This is a genomic window from Streptomyces sp. NPDC002513, assembly GCF_053595355.1.
In genome coordinates, this window is the sequence record NZ_JBSFXK010000024.1 from 23000 (window position 1) to 42309 (window position 19310).

The following is a 19310-nucleotide window of genomic DNA, read 5'->3' on the forward strand; positions in this document are numbered from 1 at the left end:
CGGGTGGCTTCCATGTCACGATCGGACGCGTGAGTACGACGACCACCGTGGACCGCGCTCTGCGCGCCGCCCTCTACGACGACGCCGACGCGACCCTGGACACCGGCGCCTCGCTGCTCGCCGCCGATCCCACGGCCGACGGCGAACTGGCCCGGCGCGGCGAGCAGTTCGTCGGCGCCGCCTGGCGGCGCGGCTGGCAGCCCGCCGACGTCGTACGCATGGTGCGGCGCGAACTGGACGACCTGCATGTACGCCTGGTCTCGGCGCTGATCCTCGAGGAGGCCGGGCGACGGCCGTCCCCCGGACCGCGCTGGACCGCCCAGCTCCAAAACCTCGACGCGGAGCCCCCGCGCGCCCCCGACCGCTTCTCGTACGCCACCGCTGTGCTGGAGCTGTACCGCCTGCTGCTCCGCCTCCCCGCCCTCGAACCGCTCGACGCCCCCGGGCGGACCACCGCGCCGCAGCAACCGGAGTCCCGGATGCTCACCCGTATCCGCGCGCTCCTCGCGAAGGCGGAGGCGACCGGGTATCCCCAGGAGGCGGAGGCACTCAGCGCCAAGGCGCAGGAGCTGATGGCCCGGCACAGCATCGACGAGGCGCTGCTCGCCGCCCGGGCGCACACCGAGGACGCCCCGGGCGGCTGCCGCATAGGCGTGGACCCGCCGTACGAGACGGCCAAGGCGGTGCTCCTGGACGCGGTGGCGACCGCGAACCGCTGCCGGGCCGTGTGGCACGAGCCCTTCGGCTTCTCCACGGTCATCGGCTTCGAGCCCGACCTGGAGGCCGTCGAACTCCTCTACACCTCGTTGCTCGTGCAGGCCACCGCCGCCATGACGCAAGCGGAGGCGGCGCAGCGCAAGGGCGGCCGGAAGCGCACGAAGACGTTCCGGCAGTCCTTCCTGGCCGCCTACGCGCACCGCATCGGCGACCGGCTGCGGGCCGCCGCCGAGGGCCAGGTGGCCGGGTCCGAGGGGGATCTGCTGCCGGTCCTGGCGGCCCGGGACGTGGCCGTCGCGGACCGCATGGAGCGCATGTTCCCGGACACGGTCACCACCCGGCTGCGCGGCGTCGGCGACGCGGCCGGCTGGGAGCAGGGGGCCGCGGCCGCCGACCGGGCCCGGGTCGGGGAGCGGACTCGGGCCGGGGAGCGGCCCCGGCTTCCCTGAGCGCGCGGCCCGGCTCCTGCCCCCACCCGCGGACCCCGGCTCCCCTGGAGGTGGGCCGGGCCTTTTGGGCCGGTCAGTCGCCGGCGACCTGGATCGGGCTCACCGAGGCGTCGGGGGTGTCCGGGGTCTTCAGTGCCACATCTCCGTACGACCACGGGTAGCCCTTCGCGTCGCCGGCGCCCGGGATGGTGATCTTCACCGTCCTCGCCGGCGCGCTGAGCGAGCCGCCGTCCCCGCGGACGTACGTGATGGTGAAGGTCGCCGCCTCGCCCTTCTGCAGCGTCACCTTCAGGGGCTTGGCGTCCTTCTCCTGCGCGACGCTCCAGGAGGACTGGCCTCCGGTGAGGTCGATGCCCGGGAAACCCTGGAAGGTGCACTTGGCGCCGCCGTGGTTCGTGACGGTGACCGGGACGTTCCCCGTGTCGCCCGCGGAGGTGGCCGCGTTGCCGGGACCGACCTTGACGGCGACCGCGCAGTCGGCGGCCTTCGCTCCGTCGTCGCCGCTCTTGCTGTCGCAGGCGGTCAGGGTGAGGGCCGCCGCGAGCGCGGTGACGGCAAGGGGGACGCGGATCGTACGCATGAGGGTCCTCTGGGGTCGTGACGGTGTCCAAGGATCATCACGCAGGCGGCCCGCGATGCGTTGCGCGCCCCCTGGATCACGCACGCGTCCTGGTTGACGACGGGGGTGGTTCATCCCCTATGTCCCCTAGGGGGCCGGATTTCCCCCTCTTCGCTGCCGGAAACGCTCCCTCCGGTGACGGAGGCCCCCGGTGACGGGCGGGGCGTCACGACCCCAGGTTCGCCGTCGGCAGTCCGCTCGGCAGCTTGCCGCCCTCGGCCTTCAGATAGGTCTCCGAGCCGATGCCGCCCTCCCATGTCACCTTCATGCTCGTGGAGTTCACGGAGTCGACCATGCCCGTCCCTCGGCTCGTGCCGCCGTTCGGGCACTTGAGGTGGATCATCTGCATGCCCGCCTCCTCGCCCGCGGTCCCGCTGCACACGGTGCCGCCCGAGGAGAAGAGCCCGGCCTGCTTGCCCGTGATCACCAGGGCCACGGCCTTGCCGCCGGTCGTGGTCACCCAACTGCCCTCCAGCTTCCCGGCCTTGGCGCTCGGGGAGCCGCCGGTGTCCACCGTGGGCCCGGTCGCGCCCGGCGTCGGGGAGCCGCCGCTCCCCGGACCGCCGTCCCCGGAACCGCCGCCGCTGCAGCCGGTCAGCAGGAGCGCGGCCGCAAGGCCCACGGACGCGAGCGAGACGGGGGCCTGCCGGCGGGTGACGTGGATCGCCGTAGTCACTGAAGTCTCCCAGGGTTGCCGGATGGGGTCGGGGGCGGCCGCAGCAAGCTACCAGGAGGACTTGCGCACCCCGGGGAGATGTCCGGCGTGCGCTTGCTCACGCAGATCGATCCGGGGCAGGCCGAAGGCCCGGAGGTAGCCGCGCGGCCGGCCGTCCGTTCCGTCACGGTGGCGCACGCGGGTGGCACCGGCGTCACGCGGCGCCGCTGCGGACCCCGGTGGGGGCGGCCCGGATGGGTAGGGGATCTCCTACGATTGACATGTAGGAAATCCCCTACCTATGGTGCTGTGCATGACCATCACGCATGCCTCCTTCGTCACCCTCCCCGTCTTCGACCAGGACCGCGCCCTGCGCTTCTACACGGACCTCCTCGGCTTCGAGGTCACCGCCGACCGGGCCATGCCGCAGGGGCGCTGGCTCCAGGTCGCGCCCAAGGGCGCGCAGACCGTCTTCACGCTCTCCGGCCCGGACATGGGCGGTTTCCGGCCCGGCGAGGTCCGGGGGATCATGTTGGTGACGACCGATGTCGACGCCGACTGCGCGCGGCTGGCCGCGGCGGGTGTCTCCGTGCAGGGCCCGGATGACCTCCCCTGGGGCCGGATGGCCTCCTTCCGGGACCCCGACGGCAACGGTCTGATGCTGCTCACGGAGAAGGAAGGCTTCTGATCGCGCCATGACCGGGACGGGTACGGGGGGTACGGCCGCCGACATCCGCGCGGCCGACGAGGACCGAGTGTTCGCCGCACTCGCCAACGCCACGCGCCGAGAGGTGCTGCGCCTGCTGCGCGACGAGGGGCCGCAGCCCGTCCAGGCCCTGGCCGACCACTTCGCCATGCGCCGGCCCAGCCTCTCGGAGCATCTGAAGGTGCTGCGGGAGGCCGGGCTCGTCAGCGAGCAGCGGTCCGGCCGCCGGCGCATCTACCGCCTCGAGGCGGCTCCGCTCGCCGAGGTGCAGGACTGGCTCCACCCGTACGAGCGATTCTGGCGCGAGCGGCTGAAGGTCCTCGGCGAACTGCTCGACCGCATGCCCGACGACGGCCGCCCATGAGCACCGCACCCGGTGACGGCGACCTCACCACCCTCCGCGTCGACCAGTTCCTGCCGCACCCGCCGGCCAAGGTCTGGCGCGCCCTCACCGAGCCCGCGCTGCTCGCGCAGTGGCAGATGCCCGGGGCCGAGAACTTCCGTCTTGAAGTCGGCCACCGCTACACGATGACGTCGGTCCCCCGGCCGAACGCCGCCTTCTCCGGCACGGTTGACGTGCGGGTTCTCGCTTTCGAGCCCGAGCGGATGCTGCGCGTCGGGTGGGCGGACGCCGATCCCGCCCGTCCCGTGGACTGGACCATCACCTGGACGTTGGAACAGGAAGGGCGCGGAACGCGTCTGTTCCTAGTGCATGAAGGGTTCGACCCGGACGATCCGGCACAGCTGATGGCGCGGAAGATCATGGACGGGGGCTGGAGGTCGCATGTGATGCGGGCTCTGGGGCAGACGCTTGACGGGCTGTAGTCAGACGACGGCCACGCTGTAGTCAAAGGACCGTAAAAGCTGTAATCGCAGGAACACCCCCCGTGCACGTGCATCTGCCCATGCATCTGCATGTGAACGGAGTTATGATCCGGGGCAGTTGACCACTGCATCGATGGCCATATCAGCCAATGCACCACCCGGGAGCGACCTGTGGACCGCGACGTGTACGACGTGGATGACGTGTACAACGGCATGGCTGCGACGGAGCTGCACGGAGTGGCCTGGCGGAAGAGCCGGCACAGCAACTCCCAGGGGTCATGCGTGGAGTTCGCCCGGCTGCCCGGGGGAGAGGTGGCGGTGCGCAACTCGCGCTTCCCCGATGGGCCCGCGTTGGTCTATACCCGTGCGGAGATCGAGGCGATGCTGCTCGGCATCAAGGACGGTGAGTTCGATCATCTGATCGCGTAACACGTGCAGATGCTCGCGCATGTGTGCGGGTGTTTGTTCGTGCGTGCAGGCCGAGGCGACGCGTGCGGAGAGCGGAGGCGGCGTGCGCGTGGGCCGAGGCGACGCGTGCGGAGAGCGGAGGCGCGACGTGCGCAGGGCCGCGGTGACGCGTGCACCGGGGGGCGGGGGTGAGCGCGTGGAGCGTGCGGGACGTACGCGTGGGCCGGAGAGGGGCGCGGCCGATGCGCCGGCCCGGAACGGCCGCGCCGCCGGCCGGCCCGCAATCGTGTGCGTCCGCGACGCGTTGTCGCGCCGCGGACGGTGACACGCGTAGATCCGCCGCCTCAGGAAGCGCCGCGGGGCGTCACTTCGTGCACGCCGGTGTGGGCGGCAGCCGGAACAGGGCCCAGACCACCTTGCCGCTCAGCGTGCCCGCCAGAGGGTGCCAGCCCCAGCTGTCGGCGAACGAGTCGACCAGGAACAGCCCACGGCCCGACTCGGCCGAGAAGTCCTCGGAGTCGCCCGCGACCGGACTGTCGTGACTGGGGTCGCGCACGGCGCACACCAGGCGCGTGGTCCAGCGCATCAGGTGCAGCCGCACCGGGGGGTACTGCTCGGCCGCGCACCGGGAGGGTGAGGGCAGGGCGTGCCGCAGGGCGTTGGTCACGAGTTCGGACACCACGAGGCAGACATCGTCGGAGCCCTCGCCCACGTCCCACTGGCCCAGGGTTCTGCGGGTGAACTGCCGTGCTTCCCGGACCGCTTCGAGGCGGGCCGGCAGAGCACAGGAGGCTGCGCTGGACACGGCCGTGAGATCGAGCGGCGGAAGTCCCTGCCGTAAGGGCTCGAGCATGGTCGATCCATTCGTCCCCATGCGAGGCACTCCCGGGTGTTCGCGGTCGGTGCGATGCAGCGGTGGCGCGGGACCATGGTTTCGGATGAGCCAGGCAGATGCAAGGGCAGATGCACGTGCACGCGCCGGAATTGGGCGTTCCCGTACTGCTATCTGGTTATTTCTTCGACCACTTTCTTCCCTCCCGCTTGCTCTTCCCTGGCCTCTCACCCGTCTCAGCATTGACTCCTTTCCATTTCTGTAACCGCGCGAGTACTGCTCGAAGTGATTTAGTGGCAGACTGCGCGGTCTGTAGGACGGCTGGGGAGGCTGACAAGTGAGCGCTGGTGACTCGAGCGGGTCGGTGGTGCGGCGCATTCTGCTGGGATCCCATCTCAGGCGCCTCAGAGAGGCGCGCGGCATCACCAGAGAGGCGGCCGGCTACTCGATCCGGGCCTCGGAGTCGAAGATCAGCCGCATGGAGTTGGGACGGGTGAGCTTCAAGACGCGTGACGTCGAGGACCTGTTGACGTTGTACGGGATCATGGACGAGGCCGAACGGACATCCCTGCTCTCCCTCGCGAGGGAGGCCAATGTCGCCGGATGGTGGCACAGCTACTCGGACGTGCTGCCGAGTTGGTTCCCCACCTACGTCGGCCTGGAGGGCGCGGCACATCTGATCCGCTCGTACGAGGTCCAGTTCGTGCACGGCCTGCTGCAGACCGAGGAGTACGCGCACGCGGTCGTCGCCCGGGGCATGAAGGGCGCGAGTGCGGCGGACATCGACCGGCGAGTGGCCCTGCGGCTCGAACGGCAGAAGTACCTCGTCTCGGAGAACGCCCCGCAGTTCCACGTCATCCTCGACGAGGCCGCCCTGCGCCGCCCCTACGGCGACCCCGGAGTGATGCGCGGCCAGCTCCAGCATCTGATCGACATCTCGGAACGGCCCAACGTCCGCCTTCAGATCATGCCGTTCAGCCTCGGCGGGCACTCCGGCGAGAGCGGGGCCTTCACCATCCTCAGCTTCCCCGAGTCCGATCTGTCCGACGTGGTCTACCTGGAGCAGCTCACCAGCGCCCTGTATCTGGACAAGCGCGAGGACGTGCTGCAGTACGAGTCCGCGATGAAGCAGCTGCAACAGGACAGCCCCGGACCGGACGAAAGCCGCGACCTGCTGCGGGGGCTGCTCCAGCTTTCCTGAGACTCTTCGGGCAGTCTCCCCAGTAACCCGACAACTCCCCTTCAACACACGTACGATGACGCGTGATCAGGCCGTGACGCGATCGCGGGTGTGAACGGGTTTCCGCTTTGACTGCGAGGGATTGAGGGATCACATGTCGTCCGACTTCACCGATCTGGCTCAGCAGTACATCGGCGGTGAGTGGCGCCCGGGCACAGGTTCCTGGGACATCATCGACTTCAACCCGTACGACGGGGAGAAGCTCGCGTCGATCACGATAGCCACGGTCGACGAGGTCGACGACGCCTACCAGGCCGCCGCCGCCGCCCAGAAGCAGTGGGCGGCCACCAACCCCTACGCCCGCCGCGCGGTGTTCGAGAAGGCCCTCAGGGTCATCGAGGACCGCGAGGCGGAGATCACCGAACTGATCATCGCCGAGCTGGGCGGCACCCGGCTGAAGGCCGCCTTCGAGCTGCACCTCGCCAAGGAGTTCCTGCGCGAGTCGATCCAGCTCGCGCTGCGCCCCGAAGGCAAGATCCTCCCGTCCCCGATCGACGGCAAGGAGAACCGCCTCTACCGCGTGCCCGTCGGTGTGGTCGGCGTGATCAGCCCGTTCAACTTCCCCTTCCTGCTGTCGATCAAGTCCGTCGCCCCGGCGCTCGCCCTCGGCAACGGCGTGGTCCTCAAGCCGCACCAGAACACCCCGGTCGTCGGCGGCTCCCTGATCGCGAAGATCTTCGAGGACGCGGGCCTGCCGGGCGGTCTGCTGAACGTCGTGATCACGGACATAGCCGAGATAGGCGACGCCTTCATCGAGCACCCGATCCCGAAGGTGATCTCCTTCACCGGCTCCGACAAGGTCGGACGGCATGTCGCGACCGTCTGCGCGTCACTCTTCAAGCGCTCCGTCCTCGAACTCGGCGGCAACAGCGCGCTGGTGGTCCTCGACGACGCGGACATCGACTACGCGGTCGACGCGGCCGTCTTCAGCCGCTATGTGCACCAGGGCCAGGTCTGTATGGCCGCCAACCGCGTCCTGGTGGACCGCTCGGTCCAGGCCGAGTTCACCGACAAGTTCGTCGCCAAGGTGAAGTCCCTGAAGGCGGGCGATCCGCGCGACCCGGAGACCATCGTGGGTCCCGTCATCAACTCCTCGCAGGCGGATGCGATCTCGGGCGCGGTGGAGCAGGCCATCGCGGAGGGTGCCACGGCGCTCGTGCACGGCACCACCACCGACAACCTGGTGCAGCCCACCGTCCTGACGGACGTCCCCGCCGCCTCCTCGATCCTCCAGCAGGAGATCTTCGGCCCGGTCGCCCTCCTCATCCCCTTCGACGGCGAGGAGGAGGCCGTCCGCATCGTCAACGACACCCCGTACGGCCTCAGCGGCGCCGTCCACACCGCCGACGTCGAGCGCGGTGTGGCCTTCGCCAAGCAGATCGACACGGGCATGTTCCATGTGAACGACGGCACGGTCCACGACGAGCCGCTCGTCCCCTTCGGGGGCGAGAAGCACTCGGGCATCGGCCGGCTGAACGGCGAGACCACGATCGAGGCGTTCACCACCCAGAAGTGGATCTCGGTGCAGCACGGGCGGAGCCCGTTCCCGTTCTGAGTTCTTCTCGATGGCGTCGCCCCGGGGCCCTTGCGGACAGAAGCTGACCGCAAGGGCCCTTAGCGTCGTCGGTGTCAGGCGGAGGGCGACCTCGCGAGAACCGACGAAAGGCGGCCGGCCATGGTCATGCATGTACGCACGGAGGAGCGGGGCGACGAGCGCGGAGCACTGCTCTCCTTCCTGGAGGAACAGCGCGGCGGTATCCGCCGGGCCTTGCTCGGGCTGACGGAGGAGCAGGCGCGCTCCCGGCCCAGCGCGAGCCGGCTGTCCCTGGGCGGGCTGCTCAAGCATGTCACCGAGAACGAGCAGGGCTGGATCGCCCGGGCCCGGCAGGAGCCGCCCACCGTGCGGCGGAACGAGGGGAACTGGCACGAGAGCTTCGAGCTCCTGGACGACGAGACGGTCCAGTCGCAGCTCGCGTACGGGGAGAAGGTCGCCGCCGAGACGGAGGCGTTCATCCGCTCGGTGCCGAGCCTCGACGACACCTTCCCGCTTCCCAGCGCCCCCTGGTTCCCGCCGGACGAGCGCGTGTCGATGCGGTGGCTCATGCTCCACCTGATCCGTGAGACGGCCCGGCACGCGGGGCACGCCGACATCGTCCGGGAGTCGCTGGACGGGAAGACGGCCTTCGAGCTGGTCGCCATGGAGCAGGGCACCCCCCAGGGCTGACCTGGCGGGCGGCCCCGGCCCGGCGGTGTCAGTGGTGGAAGCTCGTGGCGGCCTCCTTGTCGTGGGTCAGCGGATGCGGCTGCCGCCGCAGCTCGGGCAGGAGCCGGCTCAGATCCTCGATGAACAGATCGGACAGGTCCGTGGAGAAGCCGTTGCGGCACACGATCCGCAGCACGGACAGATCCTGGCGGTTGGCCGGGAAGGTGTACGCGGGGACCAGCCAGCCGTACTCGCGCAGCCGCCGGGAGACATCGAAGACGTCGTACGCCGTCACGTCCGGCGCGGTCGTGAACGCGAAGACCGGCACCTCCTCGCCGCGGGTGAGGAGCCGGAAGTCGCCCAGCGCCTCCACCCGGTCGGCGAGCCCCCGCGCCACGTTCCGTGTCGTCTGCTGGACCGCTCGGAAGCCCTCCTGGCCCAGTCTCAGAAACGTGTAGTACTGCGCCGCGACCTGGGCCCCGGGGCGGGAGAAGTTGAGCGCGAAGGTCGGCATGTCGCCGCCCAGGTAGTTGACGCGGAAGACGAGCTCCTCCGGAAGGGCCTCCTGATCGCGCCACAGGGCCCAGCCCACGCCCGGGTAGACCAGTCCGTACTTGTGGCCGGAGGTGTTGATCGACGCGACCCGCGGCAGCCGGAAGTCCCACACCAGGTGCTCGTCCAGGAAGGGCGCGATCATCGCCCCGGAGGCGCCGTCCACATGCACGGGGATGTCCAGGCCCGTGCGCTCCTGAAGGTCGTCCAGGGCAGCGCACAGGTCGGCGATCGGCTCGTACGACCCGTCGAACGTGGAGCCGAGGATGCCGACCACCCCGATCGTGTTCTCGTCGCACAGTTCGGCGGCGGCCTGGGGGTCCAGGTGGAACCGGTCGCCTTCCATCGGCACCTGGCGCGCCTCGACCTCCCAGAAGTTGCAGAACTTCTCCCAGCAGACCTGGACGTTCACCCCCATCACCAGGTTCGGGCGGGCATCCCTGGAGGGGTAGCGGTCCGCGTTGCGCTGGGCCCAGCGGCGCTTCATGGCCAGGCCGGCGAGCATGCACGCCTCACTGGACCCGGTCGTCGAACAGCCCACCACGGACTGCGGGTCCGGCGCGTTCCACAGATGGGCGAGCATGGCCACGCAGCGGCGCTCCAACTCGGCCGTGCGGGGATACTCGTCCTTGTCGATCATGTTCTTGTCGCTGCACTCGGACATCAGCAGCCCGGCCTGGGGTTCCATCCAGGTGGTGACGAACGTGGCCAGGTTCAGCCGTGAGTTGCCGTCCAGCATCAATTCGTCGTGGACCAGCTGGTACGCGGTCGTGGGCAGCATCGGCCCCGCGGGCAGCCGCTGCTTGGGCGGCGCCTCGGTCATCTCGACGACCGGGTTGGCCTCCCCGTAGAAGGGGTTCATCGACCTGGGGCGCTCGTCGGCTTTTCCCCGGCCCGAGTGCAGCGGCATGGTGTCTCGTCTCCCGTCGTGTGGTGCGGTCGTGCGGTCCGCGGTGTCCGGCTGTGTGCGCGGTCACTCGTTCATCGGATCGGCGGTGTCTGCCGGTTCACCGGCTGTCGGTGCTTCACCCGTCAGCATGAATACCGCCCTCGTCGGTTCCCTTGCGCACCGGCCCCGTCCTTCAGCCTTCAGCGAGGGCCGTCCCGTCCGTTCGGTGATGCACACCGTCCCGTCCGTTCATCGGCTCCCGGCTCCCGGCTCCCGGTCCTCGTCCCTCCTCGATCCTCCGCCTCTGCCCCATCATTGGTTCCCACGAGGCGCCCCGGGAAAAGCGCCTTGCACCTCACGCGGCGTGAGGCCCGAACCTGACACGCGTACCCAGAAGGGAGCGGAAGTGAGTTACTCGGTCGGCCAGGTGGCCGAATTCGCCGGGGTGACCGTGCGCACGCTGCACCACTACGACGAGATCGGCCTGCTCGTACCCGGTGAGCGCACCCACGCCGGTCACCGGCGCTACGGTGACGCCGACCTCGACCGGTTGCAGCAGATCCTGTTCTACCGGGAACTGGGCTTTCCGCTCGACGAGGTCGCCGCCCTGCTCGACGACCCGGACGCGGACCCGCGCGCGCATCTGCGCCGCCGGCACGAGCTGCTGACCGCCCGGATCGAGAGACTGCAGAAGATGGCGGCGGCCGTGGAGCACGCCATGGAGGCACGCAAGATGGGCATCAACCTCACGCCCGAGGAGAAGTTCGAGGTGTTCGGGGACAAGGATCCCGAGCAGTACGCCGAGGAGGCCGAGCGCCGCTGGGGCGGCACGTCCGAGTACGCCGAGTCGCAGCGGCGCGCCGCGCGGTACACCAAGGACGACTGGAAGCGCATCCAGGCCGAGGTGGCCGTCTGGGGCGAGCGTTACGACGCCCTGATGGCCGCCGGGGAGCCCCCGGCCGGGGAGCGGGCCATGGACCTGGCCGAGGAGCACCGGCAGCACATCTGCAGATGGTTCTACGAGTGCTCGTACGAGCTGCACCGCGGCCTCGGCGCGATGTACGTCTCCGACGAGCGCTTCAAGGCGTTCTACGACTCCATGCGGCCGGGTCTCGCCGAGCACCTCAGGGACGCGATCGCGGCGAACGCGGAGCGCCACGACGGGTGAGCGCGGGACAGGCGCGGGCAAGGGGCGCCGGCCCATGGCCGGCGTCCCTTGCCCGCGTACCCCGTGGTGCCGCTTCGGCATTCCCGGCGCACGGCTTCGGCTTGGTCCACGCGCAGTGCATCCTGGAGACACCGGCGGAACGCGGGCGGGACATCGTGCGTTGATAGCTTTGTCCGGCCACCGCCGTGGTGCGGGCCGCCCGTCGGGACGCCGCACCTCCCCTCACCCCTCAGGAGCCCGGAACCGTGATGACGCTAGCGCTCGGCCCGAGCTGGCTGGATCCGAACCATCTCCTGAACACGTTCGGTATCTGGGGCCTGCTCCTCATCGTCTTCGCCGAGTCCGGACTGCTCATCGGCTTCTTCCTGCCAGGTGACTCGCTGCTGTTCACCTGCGGTCTGCTGATCACCTCGAAGCAGATGGACTTCCCCCTGGCGGGAGCCATCGCGCTGATCTGCGTCGCCGCGATCCTGGGCGACCAGGCGGGTTACATGTTCGGCAAGAAGGTCGGTCCCTCGCTCTTCAACCGCCCGGACTCCCGCCTCTTCAAGCAGGAGAACGTCACCAAGGCGCAGGAGTTCTTCGAGAAGTACGGCCCGAAGTCCCTGGTGCTGGCCCGCTTCGTGCCCGTCGTGCGCACGTTCACGCCGATCATCGCCGGTGTCAGCGGCATGCGGTACCGCTCGTTCGTGGTCTTCAACGTCATCGGGGGCACCCTGTGGGGTGCGGGCGTCACCCTGCTCGGCTCCTGGCTGGGCAACATCGGCTTCGTCAAGAACAACATCGAGGCGATCCTCATCCTGATCGTCCTCGTCTCGGTGATCCCGATCGCCATCGAGTTCCTGCGAGCACGCTCCAAGGCGAAGAACGCGCCGCAGCAGGCCCCGGCCGCACAGCAGCCGTCCTTCCCGCAGCCGCCCTTCGGGCAGCAGCCGCCGGTCATGGACGACGCGACGACCCGGCTGCGTCCCGTGCCGCCGGCCCAGCAGGACCAGAGCCAGGCGTACGGCCACCCGAACCAGGCGTACGGCCACCAGAGCCAGGAGGCGTACGGCCACCAGAGCCAGGAGGCGTACGGCCACCAGGGCCAGGCGTACGGCGGGCAGGGGCAGCAGCCGTACGGCACGAGCCAGGGCGGCTACGACGAGTACTACGGCCAGCCCCAGCAGCCCTACACCCAGCAGTACCCCCAGGGCCACCAGCAGCCGCAGCAGCCGTACGGCTCCGACCAGGGTTACGCGCAGCCGCAGCAGCCCCAGCAGCCGAACCCCTACGGCCAGGGCTACCCGCAGAACTGACCCGGCCGCCCCGGGATCCGGCCTCGCCGGCCGTGCGTCAGAAGCCGCGCGTCCGCTTGGCCGCCCGGCGGCCCTCCCCGGAACCGCCCGGAACCCGCAGGAACAGCCGGGAGATCTCCGACCCGAGGTTCACGCCGATGGCGATGGCCATGGCGAGGGAGGCGGCCTTCGCCAGGGACACCAGGCCCTTGTCGACATGGTTCTGGGCGATCGACAGCAGCCCGAAGTAGGTCGCCGAACCGGGCAGCAGGGGCCCGATGGCGGCGGTCGTGTACGGCAGCGCGGACGCGAACCGGTAGCGCGACAGCAACTGCCCGAACAGGCCCACCAGACCGGCCGCGACGGCCGTGGAGGCGACCGGCGAGATGCCGCCCGGGTAGTGCATGGCCCCGTACACGCTCCAGGCGACGCCCCCGTTGAGGGCCACCAGCAGCACGGTGGACCGTTCCTGCTGGAGCAGGATCGCGAAGGTCAGGGACAACAGCATCGACGCGATGATCTGAACGACCGGCCGCTCGGAGAGGTGCAGGGCGGCGTCCGGGTTGAGCTGGGCGCCCAGCTTCACCCCGAAGTAGAGGATCACCAGCACGCCGATGACGATGCCCACGAAGAAGTACATGACTTCCAGCAGACGCGCCGCCGCGGTGATGTAGAAGCCGGTCAGCCCGTCCTGTACGCCCGCCACCAGAGCCCGTCCGGGCAGCAGTGCGAACAGGCCACCGGTGATCACGGCGGACGCGTTCATCTGGACATGGGCGACCGTGAGCGCGACGCCGATCGCGGCCGGCGGCATCGCGGCCACCGTGAACTGGTAGAACTCCGGCAGTCCACGCCCGGCGAACAGCCACGCCAGCCGGTCGCCCAGCATCGCGCCGATCGCCGCGGCGATGAAGACCACGAGGTCACCGCCGACGAGGATGGAGGCCGCGCCGGCGAGCAGCCCGCTCGCCCCGGTCAGCGCCCAGCCGGGGTAGGGGTGCCGGTTGCGGCGCATCGCGGCGAGCCGGCGGTAGGCCTCCTCCAGGGAGATCGCGGTGGCCGGGTCGCTGAGGTCGGCCACGAGCCGGTAGACCGCGGCCAGGCGGGTGTAGTCCGTACCGCGGCGGCGTACCGTCCGCGACGCCGACACCGGGTCGTCCACCAGGGAGGGCTGGTACGAGACGGACAGCAGCGTGAAGGTGACGGTCGGCTCGCAGCGGTCCAGCCCGTACGACCGGCAGACCGCGAACATCGCGGCCTCCACGTCCTCGGCGCCCTCACCGCCCGCCAGCAGCAGTTCGCCGATGCGGAGGGTCAGGTCGAGCACGCGCGGCACGGCGGGGCCCGTCTCCCCGGTCTTCTGCGCGGGCTCCAGCGCGGGCCGCTCGGCGACCGGCAGGCGCAGCATCGTGCGCATACGGTCCTGCCAGGGCGCCTCCTGGGCCAGCCGGACCGCGGGGATGCCGGACGGCGGGGTGAAGGCGGGCGGGGCGTGCCGGGCGCTGTACGTGTGCGGCAGGCTGAACGCCGATCCCTCCGGCTCGGCCGCGGGCGGCTGCGGGACCTCCAGGCCGTCCGGGACGGCGAACTCGGACGTCGTCTCCGACTCCGTACCGGCGGCGGGCACGTCCAGACCCTCGGGAACGGCGAACTCGGACGTCGTCGACGACTCGGCATCGTCGGCCGCCGGCGCCTCGAGCCCCACGGGAATCGTGAGCTCGGACGTGGCCACGGAATCGTCGCCGCCCCGCCCGGGGGGCGGGTAGGCGCTCCTCGCCTCGTCCGACCGCGGCTTGCGGTCCTCCGTCTCCGGCTCCGCCACCTGCTTCCCTCTTGCCTTTCCTCAAGCCCGTGTCCCGTACGTACCTCCCGTACGCCAGTATGCGCACCGGTACGCGAACGGGCCGCGTCACCCCCATGGGGATCACGCGGCCCGCCGGACAACAGGGGTCAGTGGCCGCCGTGCTCCTCGGCGCGCTTGTACGAGCGCTCGATCTCGGCCTCCGCGTCCGCGCGGCCCACCCAGTTGGCGCCCTCGACGGACTTGCCGGGCTCCAGGTCCTTGTAGACCTCGAAGAAGTGCTGGATCTCCAGGCGGTCGAACTCGGAGACGTGGTGGATGTCCCGCAGGTGCTCCACGCGCGGGTCGGACGCCGGCACGCACAGCAGCTTGTCGTCGCCGCCGGCCTCGTCCGTCATCCGGAACATGCCGATGGCACGGCACTTGATGAGGCAGCCCGGGAAGGTCGGCTCCTCGAGGAGGACCAGCGCGTCCAGCGGGTCACCGTCCTCGCCGAGGGTGTTCTCGACGAAGCCGTAGTCGGCCGGGTAGCTGGTCGAGGTGAAAAGTCGACGGTCCAGGCGGATACGACCGGTCTCGTGGTCCACCTCGTACTTGTTCCGCGAACCCTTCGGGATCTCGATCGTGACGTCGAACTCCACCGGTGGCTCCTCCATGATCAGCACATAGTTCTGGTGGTTAAGTGTCCCTCACGCAGGTGTGTGATCGCGAAAGGGGCTGGTGGTCGTGCCGGAGCTGAGGGCCTGGCGGGCCGCGCGACCGCGTCTGGCGCGGGCCGCGCAGGCCGTGAGACCGCGCCTCGCGCGCGTGGCCCGGGCCGTGCGACCCCGTACGCGGCGGGTCGCCGAGACCGTGAGACCACGCATGGCACGGTTCACCGGAGCGGTGAAACCGCACGTCGCGCGGGTCGCGCGCCTCGCGCGTCCGCGCGCCGGGGGGCTCACCACCCCGCAGCTGGCGGCCATCGCCGCCGTCATGGGCCTGGTCCTCGCGGTCGGTGCCGTGAGTGCCGCCGGTCCCTGGGACTCCTCGGGTCAGCGTACGGCCGAGCGCGACCGGGCCGCAGCGCGGGACCGCGAGGGTGGCGCAGATCACGGACGTGGGGCCGGCGCGACGGCGCAGACGCCGGCGCCCGCGCCGAGCGCCGCGCCGGTGCTGGCCGGCGTCGGCGCCGCCACGGCCGCCCAGCCGGCGCCGGGCGTACGGACGCTGGCGGCCGCCCTCGACAAGCTTCTCGGGGACGCCTCCCTCGGCTCCCGGCGCACCGCCGCCGTCGTCGACGTCGCGACCGGCAAGCGCCTGTACGGCAAGAACGCGGACGACGCGCTGACCCCCGCCTCCACCACCAAGATCGCCACCGCGGTGGCCGTGCTCTCCGCGGCCGGCACCGGCCACCGCTTCACCACCCGCACCGCGCTGGAGCCCGGCACCGACAAGCTGGTGCTCGTCGGCGGGGGCGACCCCACGCTGACGGCCCGCGCACGGGCCGACGGCTGGGCGAGCCTGCGCCACCTCGCCGACACGACCGCCGCCGCCCTGAAGAAGCGCCGTCTGACCTCGGTGTCGCTCGCCTACGACGCCTCCCTGTTCACCGGCGATGCGCTGCACCCCATCGGGATCAACCCCAACCTCGCCCCGGTCACCGCTCTGATCGCCGACGAGGGCCGCCGGGACGACTCCACCAGCGGGCCCGCGGACCGCAGCAAGGACCCGGCGGGGGACGCGGCCCGCGCGTTCGGCGGTCTGCTGCGCGAGCGCGGCATCAAGACCTCCGCCGCCGCGGTCCCGGCGGCGAAGGCCACGTCCGGTGCCGAGACCGTCGCCTCCGTCCAGTCGCCGCCCCTGTCCGCCGTGGTCGAGCGGATGCTGACCAACAGCGACAACGACATCGCCGAGGCCCTCGCGCGCCAGACCGCCCTGGCCACCGGCGGCCGGCCGAGCTTCGAGGGGGGCGCGGCCGCGATCGCCGCCCAGCTCGGCAAGCTCCGGCTCCCGCTCGCCGGCGCACGGTTCCACGACGGCAGCGGACTGAACCGCGACGACCGGCTCACGGCGGACCTGCTGACGTCCCTGCTGGCCACCGCCGGTTCCGCGGCCCACCCCGAACTCCGCCCGGTCCTGACGGGGCTGCCCGTGGCCGGCTTCACGGGCACCCTCAGCGACCGCTACACGGCCGCCGCCGAACGCTCGGGCATCGGTCTCGTGCGGGCCAAGACGGGCACGCTGACCGGCGTCAACACCCTCGCCGGGACGGTGGTCGACGCCGACGGGCGGCTGCTGGCGTTCGCCTTCCTGACGGACGGCTCGATGGACCAGACGGCCGCCCGGACGGCCCTGGACCGCACGGCGGTGGCGCTGGCGGGCTGCGGCTGCCGGTAGCGCACCGCCCCCCTGCGGCGCACCGCCCCTCCGCGATACGCCGGCCTGTGGCGCACACCCCCTGCGGTGCTGCCCAGGCGGCGCACCGCCCCGCGTTGCGCTGCCCTGCCCCGAGCGGCGGCGCTCACGTACCGTTGACGCATGACGAGCATCGGTGGTGCCGGATCTCCTGGGATGGTCGACTGGAATCTCGCGGTGGCGACCGCGACCCGGCTCGTGCGGCCGGGTCCCGAGGTGAGCCGTGACGAGGCCCGGGCCGTCGTCGCGGAGCTGCGCCGGCACGCGAAGGCCTCGGAGGAACATGTCCGGGGCTTTACTCGTATGGGCCAGGAGGGCGTGCACGACACCCCCGTCCTCGTCGTCGACCGGCCCGGCTGGGTCCGGGCGAACGTCGCCGGGTTCCGGGAGATCCTCCGGCCCCTCCTGGACAAGATGGAGGAGCGGCGCGGGAGCACCCCCGGCGGAACCGTCCTCGGTGCCGTCGGCGGCAAGGTCACCGGCGTGGAACTGGGCATGCTGCTGTCGTTCCTGTCCTCCCGGGTCCTCGGCCAGTACGAGACCTTCGCCCCGGCCACCCGCGAACTGCCCGCGGGCGCGAACGGCGGCGGCCGACTCCTGCTGGTCGCGCCGAACATCGTGCACGTGGAACGCGAACTGGACGTCCACCCCCACGACTTCCGCCTCTGGGTCTGTCTGCACGAGGAGACGCACCGCACGCAGTTCACCGCGGTGCCCTGGCTGCGCGATCACCTCGAGGGCGAGATCCAGTCCTTCCTGGGGGAGACCGACATCGACCCGATGACGGTCCTGGAGCGCATCAGGGAAGCGGTCCAGTCGCTCGTCGGGGGCCGCACGGAGGGCGAGGAGGGCGACGACGCTCACTCGTTCGTGGAACTCGTGCAGACGCCCGCCCAGCGGGAGATCCTCGGGCGGCTGACCGCGGTGATGTCCCTCCTGGAAGGGCACGCGGACTTCGTGATGGACGGTGTCGGCCCGGACGTCGTCCCGTCCGTCTCCGAGATCCGCGAGAAGTTCCAGCAGCGCCGCGCCAGGGGCGCCTCACGGCTCGACCTGGCCCTGCGCAAACTGCTGGGCCTGGACGCCAAGCTCAGGCAGTACCGCGACGGCGAGCGGTTCGTGCGGGCCGTCGTCGAGCAGGTCGGCATGGACGGCTTCAACCGGGTGTGGACCTCCCCCAACACCCTCCCCACCAAGGCGGAGATCGCCAAACCGGCGGACTGGGTCGCACGGGTGCATCGCAGGACGGAGCCGTGAGCCCCGCGCGAGCGGGGTGAGACGAATCCGGCCGTCGGCAGGTGAACGCCCCGCCAATCACTCGTCCGAGGGACCGTGAGCCATGGGTAGGCGTGCAATGCTCGGGGAACGGCCCGTTTCTGTCACCATCTACACACTCTGAGTGACCACCAATCGAGCTCACCCCCCGACAACTTCATGAAGGGAACCGGACATGGGTCCCCATCCTGCGGTCGCGGCGATACGCCTGGCGGTCCGCCGCGTCCTCCACGACATCCTCACCGAGCAGACCTCAACACAGCACACCGGGCCGACCACGGAACAGAGCAGCGCCTCCCCCTCCCGCGAGCGCCCCTTCGCGCCGCTCGTGCTCGTGGCGTGCTCCGGCGGCGCCGACTCGATGGCGCTCGCCTCCGCCCTCGCCTTCGAGGCCCCCAAGCTCGGCATCCGCGCCGGCGGCATCACCATCGACCACGGACTGCAGACAGGCTCCGACCTGCGCGCCGACGAGGTGGTCCTGCGCCTGCGCGAGCTGGGCCTCGACCCGGTCGTCTCCGTCGCCGTGAACGTCGGCCGCGCCGGAGGCCCCGAAGCCGCCGCCCGGGACGCGCGCTACGCCGCCCTGGACGCCGCCGTCGAGCGCCACGGCGCCACCGCGGTCCTCCTCGGGCACACCCGCGACGACCAGGCCGAGACCGTCCTGCTCGGCCTCGCCCGTGGCTCCGGTATCCGCTCCCTGTCGGGCATGGCCGCGGTCACGGGGGCCGACGGCCGCTACCGCCGCCCCTTCCTGCACATCGACCGGCAGACCGCCCGCAAGGCCTGCATGGTCCAGTCACTGCCGGTCTGGGACGACCCCCACAACGCCGACCCCGCGTACACCCGCTCCCGGCTCCGCCACGAGGGCCTGCCCGCCCTGGAGAAGGCGCTCGGCAAGGGCGTCGTCGAGGCCCTCGCCCGTACGGCCCAGCTCTCCCGTGACGACGCCGACGCCCTCGACGCCTGGGCCGGCCAGGCCGAGACCGCCGTACGCGACGGCTCCGGCCTCCTGGAGTGCGCGAAGCTCTACGCCCTGCCCCCCGCCGTGCGTCGCCGGGTCCTGCGCCGCGCCGCCATCGAGGCCGGCGCTCCGGCCGGTTCCCTCTTCGCCCGGCACATCGAGGAAGTGGACCGCCTGATCACCGGCTGGCGCGGCCAGGGAGCCATCAATCTCCCGGGCAAAGTCGTCGCCCAGCGTCAGGGTGGCAGACTGGTGATTCGGCACGGCTGAAACACGCCCCCTCAGGGAGGCGCCCGGTCACCCCTTCGGGGCGGGACCGGTCAGCCGCGCGAGCGA

The 19310-nt window shown here is 71.1% G+C and carries 19 protein-coding genes and 1 pseudogene; 13 read left to right on the forward strand and 7 right to left on the reverse strand.

What is annotated here, in order from left to right; genetic code table 11:
* Positions 1-29 precede the first annotated feature (29 nt).
* Entirely contained in the window at positions 30-1166 is a 1137-nt protein-coding gene (locus tag ACWD5Q_RS17810) for a DUF2786 domain-containing protein (RefSeq protein WP_451427942.1), read from the forward strand.
* Between the two features lie 73 nt (positions 1167-1239).
* Here ACWD5Q_RS17810 and ACWD5Q_RS17815 read toward each other — a convergent pair whose 3' ends face one another.
* The 3 genes and pseudogenes from ACWD5Q_RS17815 to ACWD5Q_RS17825 form a co-directional block, all read right to left on the reverse strand.
* The gene (locus tag ACWD5Q_RS17815; RefSeq protein ID WP_451427943.1) at positions 1240-1746 is read right to left on the reverse strand and encodes a DUF4232 domain-containing protein; all 507 of its coding nucleotides are present in this window, start codon (positions 1744-1746) and stop codon (positions 1240-1242) included.
* A 205-nt stretch (positions 1747-1951) separates the two neighbouring features.
* Entirely contained in the window at positions 1952-2461 is a 510-nt protein-coding gene (locus tag ACWD5Q_RS17820) for a hypothetical protein (protein WP_451427944.1), read from the reverse strand.
* Positions 2462-2509: 48 nt separating this feature from the next.
* A pseudogene (locus ACWD5Q_RS17825) lies at positions 2510-2662 on the reverse strand (30S ribosomal protein S14); the annotation flags it as partial.
* 91 nt (positions 2663-2753) lie between these two features.
* Here ACWD5Q_RS17825 and ACWD5Q_RS17830 point away from each other — a divergent pair.
* The 4 genes from ACWD5Q_RS17830 (at position 2754) to ACWD5Q_RS17845 (ending at position 4400) form a co-directional block, all read left to right on the forward strand.
* Positions 2754-3128 (forward strand): VOC family protein, encoded by a 375-nt coding sequence (locus ACWD5Q_RS17830; RefSeq protein WP_451427945.1) that lies wholly within the window; start codon positions 2754-2756, stop codon positions 3126-3128.
* A 7-nt stretch (positions 3129-3135) separates the two neighbouring features.
* Positions 3136-3510: an ArsR/SmtB family transcription factor gene (locus ACWD5Q_RS17835; protein WP_451427946.1), complete on the forward strand. Its 375-nt coding sequence runs from the start codon at positions 3136-3138 to the stop codon at positions 3508-3510.
* Positions 3507-3971: an SRPBCC family protein gene (locus ACWD5Q_RS17840; RefSeq protein WP_451427947.1), complete on the forward strand. Its 465-nt coding sequence runs from the start codon at positions 3507-3509 to the stop codon at positions 3969-3971. Before ACWD5Q_RS17835 ends, ACWD5Q_RS17840 begins: the two co-directional genes overlap by 4 nt.
* Before the next feature lie 171 nt (positions 3972-4142).
* A complete protein-coding gene (locus tag ACWD5Q_RS17845; RefSeq protein WP_451427948.1) occupies positions 4143-4400 on the forward strand; it encodes a DUF397 domain-containing protein in 258 nt (85 codons plus the stop codon).
* A 343-nt stretch (positions 4401-4743) separates the two neighbouring features.
* Here ACWD5Q_RS17845 and ACWD5Q_RS17850 read toward each other — a convergent pair whose 3' ends face one another.
* The gene (locus ACWD5Q_RS17850) at positions 4744-5232 is read right to left on the reverse strand and encodes an ATP-binding protein (protein ID WP_451427949.1); all 489 of its coding nucleotides are present in this window, start codon (positions 5230-5232) and stop codon (positions 4744-4746) included.
* A gap of 343 nt (positions 5233-5575) precedes the next feature.
* Here ACWD5Q_RS17850 and ACWD5Q_RS17855 point away from each other — a divergent pair, with 343 nt between their 5' ends.
* From ACWD5Q_RS17855 to ACWD5Q_RS17865, 3 genes are all read left to right on the forward strand, one after another.
* A complete protein-coding gene (locus ACWD5Q_RS17855) occupies positions 5576-6412 on the forward strand; it encodes a helix-turn-helix domain-containing protein (RefSeq protein ID WP_451428009.1) in 837 nt (278 codons plus the stop codon).
* A gap of 133 nt (positions 6413-6545) precedes the next feature.
* Positions 6546-8006, forward strand: a complete 1461-nt coding sequence (locus ACWD5Q_RS17860; RefSeq protein ID WP_451427950.1) for an aldehyde dehydrogenase family protein — start codon at positions 6546-6548, stop codon at positions 8004-8006.
* A 120-nt stretch (positions 8007-8126) separates the two neighbouring features.
* Complete coding sequence (locus tag ACWD5Q_RS17865) at positions 8127-8675, forward strand: DinB family protein (RefSeq protein ID WP_451427951.1); 549 nt, start codon at positions 8127-8129, stop codon at positions 8673-8675.
* A 28-nt stretch (positions 8676-8703) separates the two neighbouring features.
* Here the strand turns inward: ACWD5Q_RS17865 and ACWD5Q_RS17870 are convergent, their stop codons facing one another.
* Positions 8704-10116, reverse strand: coding sequence for a glutamate decarboxylase (locus ACWD5Q_RS17870; RefSeq protein WP_451427952.1), 1413 nt, complete (start codon positions 10114-10116; stop codon positions 8704-8706).
* A 385-nt stretch (positions 10117-10501) separates the two neighbouring features.
* On the opposite strand from ACWD5Q_RS17870, the gene ACWD5Q_RS17875 reads away from it, so the two are divergent.
* Both ACWD5Q_RS17875 and ACWD5Q_RS17880 read left to right on the forward strand, forming a co-directional pair.
* Positions 10502-11263: a MerR family transcriptional regulator gene (locus ACWD5Q_RS17875; RefSeq protein ID WP_451427953.1), complete on the forward strand. Its 762-nt coding sequence runs from the start codon at positions 10502-10504 to the stop codon at positions 11261-11263.
* A 245-nt stretch (positions 11264-11508) separates the two neighbouring features.
* Positions 11509-12561: a DedA family protein gene (locus tag ACWD5Q_RS17880; protein ID WP_451427954.1), complete on the forward strand. Its 1053-nt coding sequence runs from the start codon at positions 11509-11511 to the stop codon at positions 12559-12561.
* A gap of 37 nt (positions 12562-12598) precedes the next feature.
* On the opposite strand, the gene ACWD5Q_RS17885 is transcribed toward ACWD5Q_RS17880, so the two are convergent.
* Both ACWD5Q_RS17885 and ACWD5Q_RS17890 read right to left on the reverse strand, forming a co-directional pair.
* A complete protein-coding gene (locus tag ACWD5Q_RS17885; protein WP_451427955.1) occupies positions 12599-14362 on the reverse strand; it encodes a threonine/serine ThrE exporter family protein in 1764 nt (587 codons plus the stop codon).
* A gap of 128 nt (positions 14363-14490) precedes the next feature.
* Entirely contained in the window at positions 14491-14982 is a 492-nt protein-coding gene (locus ACWD5Q_RS17890) for an inorganic diphosphatase (protein WP_451427956.1), read from the reverse strand.
* 79 nt (positions 14983-15061) lie between these two features.
* Here ACWD5Q_RS17890 and dacB point away from each other — a divergent pair, with 79 nt between their 5' ends.
* The 3 genes from dacB (at position 15062) to tilS (ending at position 19244) form a co-directional block, all read left to right on the forward strand.
* Entirely contained in the window at positions 15062-16720 is a 1659-nt protein-coding gene (gene dacB, locus ACWD5Q_RS17895; protein WP_451427957.1) for a D-alanyl-D-alanine carboxypeptidase/D-alanyl-D-alanine endopeptidase, read from the forward strand.
* A 141-nt stretch (positions 16721-16861) separates the two neighbouring features.
* On the forward strand, positions 16862-17995 hold the full coding sequence (locus ACWD5Q_RS17900) for a zinc-dependent metalloprotease (protein ID WP_451427958.1): 1134 nt from the start codon (positions 16862-16864) through the stop codon (positions 17993-17995).
* 193 nt (positions 17996-18188) lie between these two features.
* Positions 18189-19244, forward strand: a complete 1056-nt coding sequence (tilS, locus tag ACWD5Q_RS17905) for a tRNA lysidine(34) synthetase TilS (protein WP_451427959.1) — start codon at positions 18189-18191, stop codon at positions 19242-19244.
* Positions 19245-19310 lie beyond the last annotated feature (66 nt).